The 12524-nt window shown below is 59.9% G+C and carries 15 protein-coding genes; 5 read left to right on the forward strand and 10 right to left on the reverse strand.

The genetic code is table 11. The features are described from left to right. Positions 1-7 precede the first annotated feature (7 nt). Positions 8-2770 carry an RNA helicase gene (locus DXY10_RS11970; protein WP_115019572.1) on the reverse strand — a complete coding sequence of 921 codons (2763 nt, stop codon included), beginning with the start codon at positions 2768-2770 and terminating at the stop codon, positions 8-10. Positions 2771-2829: 59 nt separating this feature from the next. Here DXY10_RS11970 and DXY10_RS11975 point away from each other — a divergent pair, with 59 nt between their 5' ends. From DXY10_RS11975 to DXY10_RS14665, 4 genes are read left to right on the forward strand one after another with little or no spacing between them, the layout of a single operon-like run. Beyond that, complete coding sequence (locus tag DXY10_RS11975) at positions 2830-3996, forward strand: aminotransferase class I/II-fold pyridoxal phosphate-dependent enzyme (RefSeq protein ID WP_115019574.1); 1167 nt, start codon at positions 2830-2832, stop codon at positions 3994-3996. Between the two features lie 30 nt (positions 3997-4026). Continuing rightward, positions 4027-4752 (forward strand): alpha/beta hydrolase, encoded by a 726-nt coding sequence (locus DXY10_RS11980; RefSeq protein WP_115019576.1) that lies wholly within the window; start codon positions 4027-4029, stop codon positions 4750-4752. Next, positions 4749-5423 carry a dethiobiotin synthase gene (gene bioD, locus DXY10_RS11985; protein ID WP_115019577.1) on the forward strand — a complete coding sequence of 225 codons (675 nt, stop codon included), beginning with the start codon at positions 4749-4751 and terminating at the stop codon, positions 5421-5423. The genes DXY10_RS11980 and bioD overlap by 4 nt, the downstream gene beginning before the upstream one ends. Before the next feature lie 2 nt (positions 5424-5425). Continuing rightward, the gene (locus DXY10_RS14665; protein ID WP_170955828.1) at positions 5426-5581 is read left to right on the forward strand and encodes a hypothetical protein; all 156 of its coding nucleotides are present in this window, start codon (positions 5426-5428) and stop codon (positions 5579-5581) included. A 112-nt stretch (positions 5582-5693) separates the two neighbouring features. Here the strand turns inward: DXY10_RS14665 and DXY10_RS11990 are convergent, their stop codons facing one another. Next, positions 5694-5960 carry a DUF3143 domain-containing protein gene (locus DXY10_RS11990; RefSeq protein ID WP_115019579.1) on the reverse strand — a complete coding sequence of 89 codons (267 nt, stop codon included), beginning with the start codon at positions 5958-5960 and terminating at the stop codon, positions 5694-5696. Continuing rightward, complete coding sequence (locus DXY10_RS11995) at positions 5902-6444, reverse strand: J domain-containing protein (protein ID WP_115019676.1); 543 nt, start codon at positions 6442-6444, stop codon at positions 5902-5904. The genes DXY10_RS11990 and DXY10_RS11995 overlap by 59 nt, the downstream gene beginning before the upstream one ends. 73 nt (positions 6445-6517) lie before the next feature. On the opposite strand from DXY10_RS11995, the gene rsmG reads away from it, so the two are divergent. Further along, positions 6518-7270, forward strand: coding sequence for a 16S rRNA (guanine(527)-N(7))-methyltransferase RsmG (gene rsmG / locus DXY10_RS12000; protein ID WP_115019582.1), 753 nt, complete (start codon positions 6518-6520; stop codon positions 7268-7270). Positions 7271-7289: 19 nt separating this feature from the next. On the opposite strand, the gene DXY10_RS12005 is transcribed toward rsmG, so the two are convergent. The 7 genes from DXY10_RS12005 to DXY10_RS12035 form a co-directional block, all read right to left on the reverse strand. Then, complete coding sequence (locus DXY10_RS12005; protein ID WP_115019584.1) at positions 7290-8495, reverse strand: aldo/keto reductase; 1206 nt, start codon at positions 8493-8495, stop codon at positions 7290-7292. Continuing rightward, on the reverse strand, positions 8495-8881 hold the full coding sequence (locus DXY10_RS12010; protein ID WP_115019586.1) for a ferredoxin: 387 nt from the start codon (positions 8879-8881) through the stop codon (positions 8495-8497). The genes DXY10_RS12005 and DXY10_RS12010 overlap by 1 nt, the downstream gene beginning before the upstream one ends. Before the next feature lie 20 nt (positions 8882-8901). Continuing rightward, complete coding sequence (locus DXY10_RS12015; protein WP_115019588.1) at positions 8902-9294, reverse strand: DUF1257 domain-containing protein; 393 nt, start codon at positions 9292-9294, stop codon at positions 8902-8904. Beyond that, positions 9294-9497: a DUF2997 domain-containing protein gene (locus tag DXY10_RS12020; RefSeq protein WP_115019590.1), complete on the reverse strand. Its 204-nt coding sequence runs from the start codon at positions 9495-9497 to the stop codon at positions 9294-9296. Before DXY10_RS12020 ends, DXY10_RS12015 begins: the two co-directional genes overlap by 1 nt. Before the next feature lie 106 nt (positions 9498-9603). Further along, positions 9604-10413, reverse strand: coding sequence for a HEAT repeat domain-containing protein (locus DXY10_RS12025; RefSeq protein WP_115019592.1), 810 nt, complete (start codon positions 10411-10413; stop codon positions 9604-9606). Positions 10414-10447: 34 nt separating this feature from the next. Next, the gene (locus tag DXY10_RS12030) at positions 10448-10633 is read right to left on the reverse strand and encodes a hypothetical protein (RefSeq protein WP_115019594.1); all 186 of its coding nucleotides are present in this window, start codon (positions 10631-10633) and stop codon (positions 10448-10450) included. Continuing rightward, positions 10608-12497, reverse strand: coding sequence for a sodium:solute symporter family protein (locus DXY10_RS12035; protein WP_115019596.1), 1890 nt, complete (start codon positions 12495-12497; stop codon positions 10608-10610). Before DXY10_RS12035 ends, DXY10_RS12030 begins: the two co-directional genes overlap by 26 nt. Between the last annotated feature and the right edge of the window lie 27 nt (positions 12498-12524).

Genomic DNA, 12524 nt, shown 5'->3' on the forward strand with positions numbered 1-12524 from the left:
ACTCTGGTCAAGCTGCCCGTTCAGTAGCCGGATTGAGTCCCTCACCTGTCTTGAGCAGATCCTCCGCTTCAGCCACCGGGAAGCGATTAATCGCCCTCAGCGCCTGACGAGCATGACTGCGCAGCTGCTCGCTGATCGCTTCGCAGTAGGGCACCTGGGCCAGCAGATCCACCGTTCGCCGCATGATCCGCACCACATCGCCCTCATCCAAAGAGGTGTTAGCGATCAGGTCATTCCAGGCGCAGCCATTGGCCCACGCCTCGACGAGCCCCATCAGCTCCGGCTCCCACCACACAGGCACCACCACGTTGAAGCGTTCCTGGGCCCGCAACAGTTCGCGGCGAAGGCCCATCAGATCATGCAAAGCCTCCTCAGCCCGCGGTGGGGGCGGGAAACCACTCCATAGATCCGGCCGGTTCACTTCAGTGCTGATCGCCTCAAACACTGCTGCCAACTCTTGTGGCGGCAGATCATCCAGATGGCCGCTCATCAGGGCGAGGCCAAGCCAGAGCTCGTTATCACCCCGAAGGGCTGCAACGGTTCGGCCAATCTCCGTGGGCTGAAGATCGTCAAGGCAACCAAAGTGCTGAAGGATCTCGATCAGGGCAAGGAAGGTGTCCCAGTGGCGATTGGCCCGATGATGCAAGAGCTGCTGGCGTTCGCCGATCTCGATCTCTAACTCCTCCATGCGCCGGCGATGCTTCTTGAGCTGACGCCGATCACCCCAGCGGTGAGCGGGATGTGCCTCGAGATTCTCCTCCAACTCTTTCACCAGCCTCGCCTGGGAGAGCACCTCACCAGCCAAGTCGTATTGGGGCGTCGTCATGTCATGGCGTTGGGCCATATGCGCCACTGCCAGAGCAAGTCCACCGCTCTGCTGGTCACCATGACGCAACTCGCCAGCGCGATGAAGGTCGGGAGCGATGACACTGTCGACCTGGAGGCAGCTGAGCTCGGCATGCAGACTGACGACCGCCTGACAGGGCAACAACAGCCAGACATTGTCGTGCGTGAGGCAGAGCAGCAGCGGAAACTGACCAGGGCCATCGAGCTTGTCAACAATCACCGCTGGGGTGACGCCACCGCGCAGTTGCGGGGCCTTCAGACTCACTAGCGTTCCGGTACTGGCGAACTGAAGCGCCAGGGTGAGTTCATTGGCCAAGGTCTCCTCAGCCTGCTGCTGGAGGATGCGCAGCAGCCTCCTCTCCTCGCGCAGGCGGCCACGCCGTTTCTCATAATCCTCAAAGTCTTCCCAAGGCACGTCTCCTGAAATGCCCTGCAGCTGGCCGAGCTGAAGACGCAACTGATTGAGGATCTCCTCCTCCTCCACCAAGTCGAGGCTTGCCAGATAGCGCCCGAAGCTGCGCTCGACCAATTCCCGCGCCTTGGAGAGGTCATGGCGGGCGAGCAGATTGAGCACCATGCCATAGCTGGGGGTGAACTGACTCACCAGCGGATCCGCAGGGCTGGTTGCCAACTGCCCCGCCTCACGGACCCCCTCAAAACGGCTCTGCACGGTGACGACATAGCCCTTGGAGTCGAGGCCACGACGCCCCGCACGACCAGCCATCTGCAGAAATTCACTAGCCATCAAGGGGCGATGACCCCGTTCAGTGCGCTTTGACAACGAAGCGATCACCGTGCTTCTGGCAGGCATATTGATGCCGGCAGCCAGGGTTTCGGTGGCGAACACCACCTTCACCAATCCCTGCTGAAACAGCTCTTCAATCAGCTCTTTCCAGGCCGGAAGCACGCCGGCATGGTGCGCAGCAATCCCTCTTAGCAGGGCATCGGCATGGAGCCCATCACGCACGGCCTCCGGATTGGCGAGGGTATAGGCCCGTAAACGCGCAGCGATCCTGGCTTGTTCTTCCGTCGAGACGAGGCACTGCACACCGAGATCGCGAACCGCCTTATCGCATCCGCGCCGGCTGAAGATGAAATAGATCGCCGGAAGCATGTCCCGCTCTGCCATCTGGGCAACCACGAAACTGATCGGTGGCGGTTCTGGCTGCGGTGGTTTTGGGGAGCGCCCCTTGCGCTTGTGACCTTTGGGAGCACGCCACACCTTGCAGTTGGGATGCAAACCAGTACCGGCTTCATTCAGCAGAGGATGCAATCCCTTGGCACTGCAGAAGCTGAACTGGAGCGGCACCGGACGGAAATCGCTCAGGACCAGCCTGGTGGGCCCGTGAACTCGCTCAATCCAATCGGTGAGTTGGCCTGCGTTGGCGACCGTGGCTGACAGCGCCACCAACTGGACCGATGGCGGGCAATGGATGATCGATTCCTCCCAAACAGTGCCGCGCTGAGAGTCATTCATGTAGTGGCACTCGTCGAGGACCACAGCCTCAACATCAGCGAGAGGGTCGTTGCCCTTGTCCACTTCCGCATAGAGCATGTTGCGGAAAATCTCGGTGGTCATCACCACGACCCGGGCGTCGCGATTGACGCTCAAATCACCGGTCATCAGGCCAACATTGTCTTGACCAAACTGCTCGCGGAAATCCCGTAATTTCTGATTGGACAGTGCTTTCAACGGGGTGGTGTAAAACACCTTCTGACCATGCGCGATCGCGCGGTGAATTGCATATTCACCCACCAAGGTCTTTCCAGAACCGGTGGGAGCACTCACCACCACCGACTGTCCCTGATTGAGGGCATCGATCGCTTCAAGCTGGAAGTCATCCAGTGCGAAGGGAAACAGCTGCTCGAGGTCAATCACCCCATTGATTGCAGACTGCGCAGAGGGTGAATCATGATCAGCCATGGCCAAGATCCTAGGGAGGCCATGGCCTCACACCGACAGGCGTGATCCAAAGTGAATCGATGGCCAGCATCCCGCCCGCTCGCCGCCGCAGCCTGCGCACCTGGGTGCCCAAGCCCGGATCGGATCGCCTGCGACCCTCCGGCACCCACCCCTCCCATGAGGGTCTGCTTGATCTGGCTAGCAATGATTATCTCAATCTGGCCCGACATCCCCTGCTGCAACAGGCCGCCTGGCAGGCCATCAAGGATCAAGGTGTGGGCGCCGGTGGTTCGCGTTTGGTGAGCGGCAGCCGTCCGGTCCATGAGGAGCTGGAAGCCGCTCTGGGGTCCTGGTTGGGCTGGAAACGGGCTTTTCTCTTTCCCAGTGGATTTCAAGCAAACCTGGCGGCGGTGACAGCGCTCACGGATCGACACACCACGGTGCTGGCCGACCGGCTGATCCATCACTCCCTACTGGTGGGTGTTCAAGCGAACGGTGCCCGGCTCAAGCGGTTCGCCCATAACCACCTTGGAGATCTCAGTCTTCAGCTCGAGAACATTCGCAGGGCACGGCCATCCCAGCCGATCCTGGTGATCACCGAAAGTCTCTTCAGCATGGAGGGAACAAGCCCGGATCTGACGAGCATGGTGGCGCTCTGCATGGCCCATGACGCAAAACTGCTCGTCGATGAAGCCCACGCCCTCGGAATCCTTGGCCCCAGGGGACAAGGATTGGCTGCAACCATTGCCACGCCCAGTGATGGCATCCATCACGGCGTCACGATGGTGAGCGGCACCTTCGGTAAGGCATTTGGCAGTGGTGGCGCCTTTCTCGCTTGTGATGAAGATCTGGGCGAGCAACTGCTGCAAAGCAGCGGCGCTTTCCGTTACACCACAGCCCTGGCACCCCCACTCGCCGCTGCAGCCCTGGAGGCACTCCACCTCATCCAGGCTCACCCCCATTGGGGCAGCGAGTTGGTGGAGCGGGCGGAGCAGTGGCGCGATCGCATCGCGACTGCAGGCTGGCCAAGGCCAAGGGGTCGTGGCCCGATCATGCCCTTGCTTGTGGGCGATGACCAAACCGCCCTGAATCTTCAGCAACAGCTGGAACAGGCAGGCCTACTCAGCATTGCCATTCGTCCCCCCACGGTGCCGGAGGGCAGTGCAAGGCTGCGCCTGGTGCTGCATCGGCAGCAGAGCGATGACACCTTGGAACTCTTGCTGCACTGCCTTGCGAAGGCTCAATGACGACCGCCCCATGACCGCAATCACACTGCGATGAAACAAGTCATCGCCATGCATGGTTGGAGCGGCGACAGCCGTGCATGGCGCCCTTGGCAGCGCCGCTTCCAACGCCATGGCTGGGCGTGGCAGAACGGAGAGAGGGGTTACGGGTCCCGTCCACCCTTCATGCCCACCTGGGACAGCGATCGAAGTCCGGTCAAACAACAGCGACGCGTCATCATCGGCCACTCTCTTGGTCCCCACCTGCTGCCCGAACCGGTGCTCAGAGCTTCAACCGACGTGGTGCTGCTGGCCTGCTTCAGCCGTTTTGTGCCTGTAGGACGAGCCGGACGAGCGCTGCATACAGGGCTAATCGGCATGGGCCACTGCATCGGCACAGACCAAGAAACGACGATGCTGCACAGCTTTCTCAACCGGGCTGCAACCCCCGCATCTGCAAGCGGCCTACCAGCAAGCCCTGCACACGAGGGGTTGTCGACTGCAGGTCGACAACGACTGCGTGAGGATCTGATCCAGCTCAGTGGCACAGCATCGCTTCCCTCTGGTCTTCCCACCGGTGCCCGGGTGCTGGTGGTGAATGCAGGTGCAGACGCCATTGTGGTGGCCGAAGCACGCCGCCAACTGCTGGACGATCTACAGAACCATCTCCAACACAAACCCAGCATCTGGACGCTGGAGGGCAGTGGCCATGCCTTGCTCGTACCCGATCTGCTGTTGCGCGTGCAGGACTGGCTTGAACACTCCGGAGCAGCGCCATGACATCCACCATCTCTGAACAATCCCCCCTCCAGCTGGTGGTCTGTGGAACAGACACCGACGTCGGCAAGACCGTGGTGAGTGCCTTATTGGTGCAAGGGCTGGGGGCGAGCTACTGGAAACCGGTGCAAAGTGGTCTGAGCGAAGGCGGTGACCGTCAGCGTGTGATCAAGCTGCTGACCCTGCCCGAGCAGCGCTGGATTCCGGAGGCCTATATCTTCCAAGCACCCGTCTCACCTCACTGGGCGGCGGAACGCGAAGGCAAGCGGATCAATCCAGCCCATCTCCGTCTGCCATCTGTGACCTCGCCACTGGTCGTGGAATGTGCGGGAGGGCTGCTGGTGCCACTCACTCGCGACTGGTTGCAAATCGATCAGCTACAACGCTGGCGACTGCCCATCGTGCTTGTGGCACGCAGCGGCCTGGGCACCCTCAATCACACCCTGCTCAGCCTCGAGGCCTTAAAGAGCCGGGACATTCCGGTACTGGGACTGATTCTTAACGGCCACCTGCATGCCGACAACCCACGCACCCTGGAGCAGCTCGGGAAGGTGCCTGTACTCGCACAGCTGCCACCTCTGGATCCGCTGAATGCAGAGACCCTGCAAAGTCAGTGGCAACAGCAGAATCTCGGTCCTAAGTTCAAAGCACTACTCACCCAAGCAAGCAACTGAGCATGAGCCGCCGTCAGACATGGGCAACCTTGGCCGTCATCCTGCTCTGCGGAGGCATCCTGGTGCTGTTCACTGATGTGGAGTTGAATCTGGTGCGCTGGGTCAACTGCGGGCCTCTCTCCACCGGACCAGAAGAGCGCAGTGAAGTCTGTCGCTAATGCAGCCACAGATCTGGTGATACCAAAGGCCACCTTGTGACCCATTCATGCTCATCCAATCGAGCTGGTTGGAGGATCAACGGCTGCGCTCGCGACTGATCTTGGCAAGCGATCAGGGACCTGCCCGCATGGCAGCTTCGACATCCAATCGGGACAGTCCGTAGGGGAAGCTGCGTTGGCTGGCCATCCCAGTCTGTTCCCAGGTCACCAGAAGGTCTTCCTGGTCCAAACGGATCTGCGCGGACCACGTGGGTTGTTGCCAATGCCAAAGGCAAGGGTCCGACTCCATGCGTACGGCACCGAGTCCCTTGAGCCATTCTTCAAGTGAGCGGAGTGAATGGCGATTCAGTGGTGTCTGGCCCGGCGGCAGTGGGGTCATCGCTGCGAACCTTGATCAAAGGCTGACCCGAAGTCTGATCTGCCACCAACCAACTGGGTTGCACCTGGAGTTCCAAGCCTCGGGCCCAGGCGCCACCAATGCCCAGCAACAGGCAGAAGATCAAAGCAAGCAGCAACAGCAATAGTGCCCACCATTCCCCCCCGGAAAGAGGGCGACGCTCACCGACACGACCCCAGCCATCAGAACTCGCCAGAGGTGTCGGTTGAGCCAGCTCGGCTGCTGGTTTCTGTTGAAGGCACTGCTGCGCCAAGGTCGCGTCATAGGCAGCCCGCCGGTTGGGATCCTGCAACTGCTCATAGGCTTCGCGCAACAACCGGAACTGACGCGCCGCCTCAGCGGCTGGGAGGCTGGTGGTATCAGGATGGAGCGCCTTGCTTCGGCTTCGGAAGGCCTGGTGCAATGTGCGGCCATCGGCTTCTGGCCTTATTCCAAGACGTTCGTAATGACTCGGTGGGGTGCTCACACTCCGATCTGCAGAGGCCACATCGAAGCGGGAGGCCTAGCGTCATTCTAGGAAGACTTGTCCTGCGGGCTCCATGCCGTCCCCGTCCCTTTTTAGTGTTCCTGGTCCTGAACTTTGGAACGCCTTGGGCTGGGCTCCGAACGAGGTGCAGCTCATCCAGTTCCAGACCTTACAGAGCGAACTGGTCGGCTGGAATTCCCGCGTCAACCTGACACGGCTATTGGAGGGAGAAGACTTTTGGGTTTCGCAGATCATTGACAGTCTCTGGCCCCTGCATCAGGAACTGGAAACTGCGACAGCTCCTCGCCGCTGTATCGATGTGGGCACTGGTGGAGGCTTCCCGGGGCTGGCAGTCGCCATTGCCCTGCCGGGAGCCGAACTCACTCTGGTGGATTCGGTAGGCCGCAAAACCACCGCAGTACTGGCCATGGCAGAGGCGATTGGCATCCAAGACAGAATCAGCGTGCGCACCGAGCGCGTGGAGCTGACAGGCCGCGATCCTTCCTGCCGCGGCCGCTTTGACCTGGCCATGGCTCGCGCCGTAGCGGCAGCCCCTGTGGTAGCCGAATACCTGGTGCCGCTGCTGCGCAACGAGGGCGAGGCACTGCTTTATCGCGGCCGCTGGAGCGCTGATGATCAGCAGGAGCTGGAACAAGCCGTGGCCCCACTCAAGGCTCGGATCAGAGCTCGTGATGCTATGGAACTGCCAGCGGGAAAAGGTATGCGCCATCTGTTGCGCCTGCAAGCGACCGGCCCATGTCCGAGAACCTATCCCCGGGCGGTAGGACTTCCCGCCAAGCTCCCCCTTGGTGCCAACAGCGGTTGAAGACGGGGAGGGCAATGCATCAGATCTGCGCCAGCCGCTGCTGCGCGCATCCGCCGACCCGTTGCCGTAACCCCCGCAACAGGGTTGGGATCTGATCAGCCCAGGGGCTCTCGGTGAGTGCAGCTCTCAAGCAGGCTTCACTCACATCCCGATCGAGCAGGTCGGCATTCGCCCCAGGGAACCAATGGGACCCGTGACCCAGCAGGCCGTAGCGGGCTTTGGCATAGCCCTCTAAGCCCCAGGCTTCTACCAAACCGTGCAACCAGAGCAACACAGGCAGGTTGATCTGGCCAGGCGTGTCTTCCCAACTCGGCAATCCGGCTTGCCAGGTCTCACACCAGGCATCTCCGAGAGCCATGCGGGCTGCAGATTGGAGCCGCTCAATGATCGGCAGGATCAAAGCAGGAGCCTGATCAAGCAAGGCAACCGCCTCTAGATGCAAATCAAGATCGCTTGGTTGGGAAGGGCCAACACTGATCGTATGCACCCTGGGATCACTGAGACAAAAAAGATCGTTGAAGACGATCGGATGCAAAGGTGAGCACAGCTCCACCAACTTGTGCGATGGAGTATGCAGATGGCCGCCCTTATCAGTAGGGCTGATGATGAAAACACCCATGTCATGGCGCCTCGCAGCCGTGAGGGCCAGATCGTTGTCCTGGCGTATGAAGTACCAGTGCAGATTGACGTAATCAAAACGATCGGTGGCGATCGCCTCCAGGATCAGGTCCGTTGGACCGTGGGTGGAGAAACCCACGTGACCAATGCGGTTCTGGCGTTGCCAGCGCCGCACCACCTCCAGACAGCCCCCTGACCGAATGGTCCAGTCGAGATGCTCTGACAGGTTGATTCCATGAATCGCCAGCAGATCAAGACGGGCCCCACCAAGGCGCTCAACACTGAGCTCAAGCTCCCGTTCAAACACAGCCGGATCTTCACGGGGTGGCACCTTGGTCTGGAGAAGGCGTTGCGGATCACAAGCCTTCGGCAACGCCCAGCCGATCTGGCGCTCGGAACTGCCGTAATGCCTGGCGGTTTCCACATGGTGAAAACCGCAATCCACGGCTTTCTGCAGAGTGGCTTCAACCGTTTTCTGTGACTCAGGCTTGATCTCTTCTGCAGGGAGGTCGGTCCAGCTCTGCTGAAAGCGCATGCCCCCGAGCGAAAGCACCGGGATTGATAACTCCGTGCGCCCAAAACGCCGGGTGGGCAATCCGGCCGCCATCAGAACTTTTGCCGACGGTGCCGAGAGGGAGAGGGCAAGCCCAAAGGCAACATCTCCATGCCCTCAAGACGCTCGCGGAGACCATCAAGCTCCTCAAAGCCGACCCAATGAATGCAATCCACCGGGCAAGTCTCGATCGCCTCTTGGATACAGGATGTGCTGTCGCCATCCTGACGAATCGCCCGAGAACGCCCCAGGCTTGGCTCAATCACAAAGGTGTTGGAAGCCACGTGAGAGCAGTAACGACAGCCGATACAAACAGCCTCATCCACCCAAACAGCTTTTTCTCTCAGAGCACCGCCGAGAACAGGCTCTGATCCAGTCGGACCATCGGGCTCAACAGCGGAGGCCCGGTAGGCGACAGAAGGGTCAAAAGGAAAGGTCACGCAACACTCGGAGCCAGGAATTAGGCATCCCAACGCGTCACCACAAGCTCGATTGATCCATCCTGACAATCACGCTGTTCGGCCACTTCAAACCCTTCTTGAGCGCTTGCTTTCAAAACAGTATTGAACGCATAGCGCTGAGTGAGTTTGGAGAGAAAACGCTCGATCGGCACTTGTTGTCGCCAGAGATCGAGGTCGGTGACCAATTCATAGGCGCCGGTTTCTGCATTCCAGCGAAAGCCAAGATCCCCACCATCGCTCATCGCCACTGCCAGTTCGGCTTCCACTGTCTGACCGCGATAGCCGCGCACTACTCTTGATCCCTCCTCTGGGGAGTAGCCAAGATCACGCAGGGCCGCGACCAGAGGCTCACGTTGACGGAGCTCGGTTTTGACAGTGCTGAAGTGAGACATCAGAGGTGTTTAACGGACAGGGGCTGGGATTGCTCAGAAGGTGTGGTGTAGGCCTCAGATGTGGCCTCTCGCCGTTCGACGGAGCCTAAAGCGGTCTCCAGCCGTTCGGTGAGTCCCAGGCAAGCCTCTCCCTGAAGACCTTCAACCCGTTCCTCGACGCGACCGTCGGGGCGGATCCGAAAGCGGAGTGTGCGCTGGGGCATGCACCTCAATCGATGATCGGCAGATGCTAAGCAACGTTGCCAATGGCTGTGGTTCATCTGTTACAGCAAGACCACAGAGTGGTTGAAGTCGTGATCAGACGATGCTTTAGGGCAGCAGCCCCTCGTCCACCAACGTCTGCACCCGTTCCAGCAAGTCAGGCTGCTCAAGCTGCTCCAAAGCAGCTTGAGCTTCATCGCGCACAGAGGCTTCAGGGTCGTGCACCAAGGCTTGAACAAATGCCTCCATCACCTGCTCGCGGCGCGGCGCCTCCAGTTGATCGATCAACTGACCAAGTGACCAGATGCAATTACTACGCACCACCGGCTCACTATCGATCCCGAGGCTGACCAACAGCTCGGAGGCAGCAAGATCAGCCTTGGCCGCTGAGACCATCCCCGCTTCTGCCAACGAAACGGATGCCCACAGACGCACGGCCGCGATATCGGTTTGGAGCGCACGAACCAGGGGGTTGAGCACGGGAGCATCGGCATGGTTGCCCAGACTCCAAACCACTGCCTTGCGCACGTAGCCGTTGGAGTCGGACTGCAGAAGATTGAGAAGAGGCTCTACGGCCACTGGAGATGGATTCCGTCCAAGTGCATACACCGCACTCATCCTCAACACAGGACACATCTCCTGAAGCAGAGGGAGCAGCTGTGGCACTGCACGAGGGTCTCGGTATTCACAGAACACCCTCAATCCCTGCAACCGATCCTCATGACCACCCAGCAACCACTTCAGGCCTGCATCACACTCTCGTGCCGCCAAGAGAGCCTCATCTTCACTTTCCTCACAGGCGATCTCATCAAGAGGATCACCAAGCAGCTCGGCGGCAAGCTCCCTCTCAAGCACCTCAGGGTCGATGGCGAGATCGGCCAACCCCTCGTCTCCTGACTGGTTTTCAAGATCACTCATGATGCTGATCGTAAAGGCAGCTGGATGGCATGAATTAGCCGATGGGGGCAGGGGCGAGCATGTCGCCTGGCAACCAGATCCGGGCACTAACGGCCACGAGGGCCAAGGCGAAGAGCAGCACAATCAGCGCCGGCAGAAGTGTGGAACGGAAGAACTGCAACTTGAAGAGGCTTTCACTCCATTCTGAAACCTGTTCAACCGGGGCGGGACCGTAGCCCATAGGTTTTGAGCAGAGGCAAACCGCAGAGCACTGCAAGCACCATCCCAAACCAACCGGTCAGAGATTGATGCAGCAAGAAAGCCCCTGAGCCAATCAGGGCACCGAAAAGCACGCCACTACTGAGCAGGAATCGTCGAATCAGTTCGTCAAGAGGATCGACAACCTCCACATCAAATCGCTGGCGCCATCGTCTCCAACCCGGCCCCGGGGGCTGCACCTTGCGGACAAAACGCTCCATCACCTCGGGCGATTCAGGCGGCGTCATCAGCATCACCAGAACCCAAACCACCGCCGTAATTCCTGTGGTGACCATCAGGCGCTCGCCGTAATCGTCAATCTTCAGCGGCGGGATCCAAACCAAGCGATCCAGTAGCGGATCTAATTTTCCGGACGTACTCAGGCCCACAACGAAGCCACAAATCATGGCCGCCAACTCAGCGGCTGCATTGATGCGCCACCAGAACCAACGCAGGATAAGGACTGCGCCTGAACCAGTTCCGATCACAATGACCAAGCGAAAAATTTCGCCAACGCTCTGAGCCAACATGGCCACAACAACACCGCAGACGAGCAACAACACACTGATGAGCTGCCCCACCAGCAGTAATTCCCTCTGGCTGGCCTTGGGATGCACAAAGCGCTGATAGAGGTCATGGGTGAGATAGCTGGCACCCCAGTTCACCGAGGTACTCACGGTGCTCATGAAGGCCGCCACTAGCGACACAACCACCAGGCCCAGAACCACCGGAGGTAGATAACGCACAGCCAAGATCGGATAACTGAGCTCCCAGTCACCACCAGGTGGAAGCAGCACCAGGGCAGCAAGAGCCACCACCACCCACAACCAGCTACGCAACAAATAATTGACGACTAGAAACACCCAGCCGGCCAACTGGGCCTGACGCTCATCTCGGGTCGCCAGCATGCGCTGAATGAATTCACCGCCACCATCACTGCGACGAAAGCTCCACCACTGCACCGTCAGATAGGCCAAGAAGGTGGCAACACTGATTTGGGCTCCGCCAATCCACCTCAAGCCCATCCCAGCTGGAGCCGACCAGTTGAAGCCCCCCTCCCTCCAGCGCCATATCCCGCTGAAATCCCCTTCCCAGCGCCATGGCACCATCGAGAGCAGTTCCGGTCGACCGAGATCGCTGATCTTGGCGAGCATCGCCTCCATACCACCGGCGGCATGCACCGCAGCCCAGGCCACGGCCAGAGCACCAAGCATGGCAAGCACCAGCTGAACGAAATCGGTGACCACAACCGCCCACAGCCCGCCAGCAACTGTGTAAATCAGCACCAGCAGCGCCACGACTGCGAGCAACAACACAGTGTCAGAGAGGCCAAGGGTGACGAAGCCGGAGCCAACCTTCCCCTGAAATTCGAAGACCGTTCGGTTCGAAACGAGACCGAGGGCCTCCACCACCTTGCGCATGGCCAGGAAGGCGTAGCCGATGCCGATGCAGTTCACCGGAAGAGCCAGCAGAAAGGCCTTGGTCCCCCGCAGCCAGGCGGCGGTTGCTCCGCCGTAACGCAGCTCCGTGAAGGCAGCGTCGGTCATCACGCCACTACGGCGCCATAAAGGTGCAAACACCACAGCCATCGCCACATGAGCCAGACCAAAACCCCACCATTGCCAGTTCCCTGCCAGGCCTTGAGTTCCAACCAAACCGGCGACATAGAGAGGCGTATCAATGGAGAAGGTGGTCGCCGCCATCGACGCACCCGCTAGCCAGCCACTGAGGCTGCGACCGGCAACGAAGTAATCGTCTTCACTGCGGTTACGGCGTGACAACCACAGACCCAGCACCAGAGTGCCAAGCATGTAGACAGCAAGAATCAGCCAGTCGACTCCGGTCATGGCTCGATACAGGTGGAGGCAGTCTCC

Source organism: Synechococcus sp. UW140, from assembly GCF_900474295.1.
In the GTDB taxonomy this organism is placed as follows: Bacteria; Cyanobacteriota; Cyanobacteriia; order PCC-6307; family Cyanobiaceae; genus Synechococcus_C.

Bases quoted from the DNA above. Each gene is read 5' to 3' on its own strand.
- DXY10_RS11970 (WP_115019572.1), bottom strand. From the start codon at position 2,770: ATGGCTGATCATGATTCACCCTCTGCGCAGTCTGCAATCAATGGGGTG.
- DXY10_RS11975 (WP_115019574.1), top strand. From the start codon at position 2,830: ATGGCCAGCATCCCGCCCGCTCGCCGCCGCAGCCTGCGCACCTGGGTG.
- DXY10_RS11980 (WP_115019576.1), top strand. From the start codon at position 4,027: ATGAAACAAGTCATCGCCATGCATGGTTGGAGCGGCGACAGCCGTGCA.
- bioD (WP_115019577.1), top strand. From the start codon at position 4,749: ATGACATCCACCATCTCTGAACAATCCCCCCTCCAGCTGGTGGTCTGT.
- DXY10_RS14665 (WP_170955828.1), top strand. From the start codon at position 5,426: ATGAGCCGCCGTCAGACATGGGCAACCTTGGCCGTCATCCTGCTCTGC.
- DXY10_RS11990 (WP_115019579.1), bottom strand. From the start codon at position 5,960: ATGACCCCACTGCCGCCGGGCCAGACACCACTGAATCGCCATTCACTC.
- rsmG (WP_115019582.1), top strand. From the start codon at position 6,518: ATGCCGTCCCCGTCCCTTTTTAGTGTTCCTGGTCCTGAACTTTGGAAC.
- DXY10_RS12005 (WP_115019584.1), bottom strand. From the start codon at position 8,495: ATGGCGGCCGGATTGCCCACCCGGCGTTTTGGGCGCACGGAGTTATCA.
- DXY10_RS12015 (WP_115019588.1), bottom strand. From the start codon at position 9,294: ATGTCTCACTTCAGCACTGTCAAAACCGAGCTCCGTCAACGTGAGCCT.
- DXY10_RS12020 (WP_115019590.1), bottom strand. From the start codon at position 9,497: ATGCCCCAGCGCACACTCCGCTTTCGGATCCGCCCCGACGGTCGCGTC.
- DXY10_RS12025 (WP_115019592.1), bottom strand. From the start codon at position 10,413: ATGAGTGATCTTGAAAACCAGTCAGGAGACGAGGGGTTGGCCGATCTC.
- DXY10_RS12030 (WP_115019594.1), bottom strand. From the start codon at position 10,633: ATGGGCTACGGTCCCGCCCCGGTTGAACAGGTTTCAGAATGGAGTGAA.
- DXY10_RS12035 (WP_115019596.1), bottom strand. From the start codon at position 12,497: ATGACCGGAGTCGACTGGCTGATTCTTGCTGTCTACATGCTTGGCACT.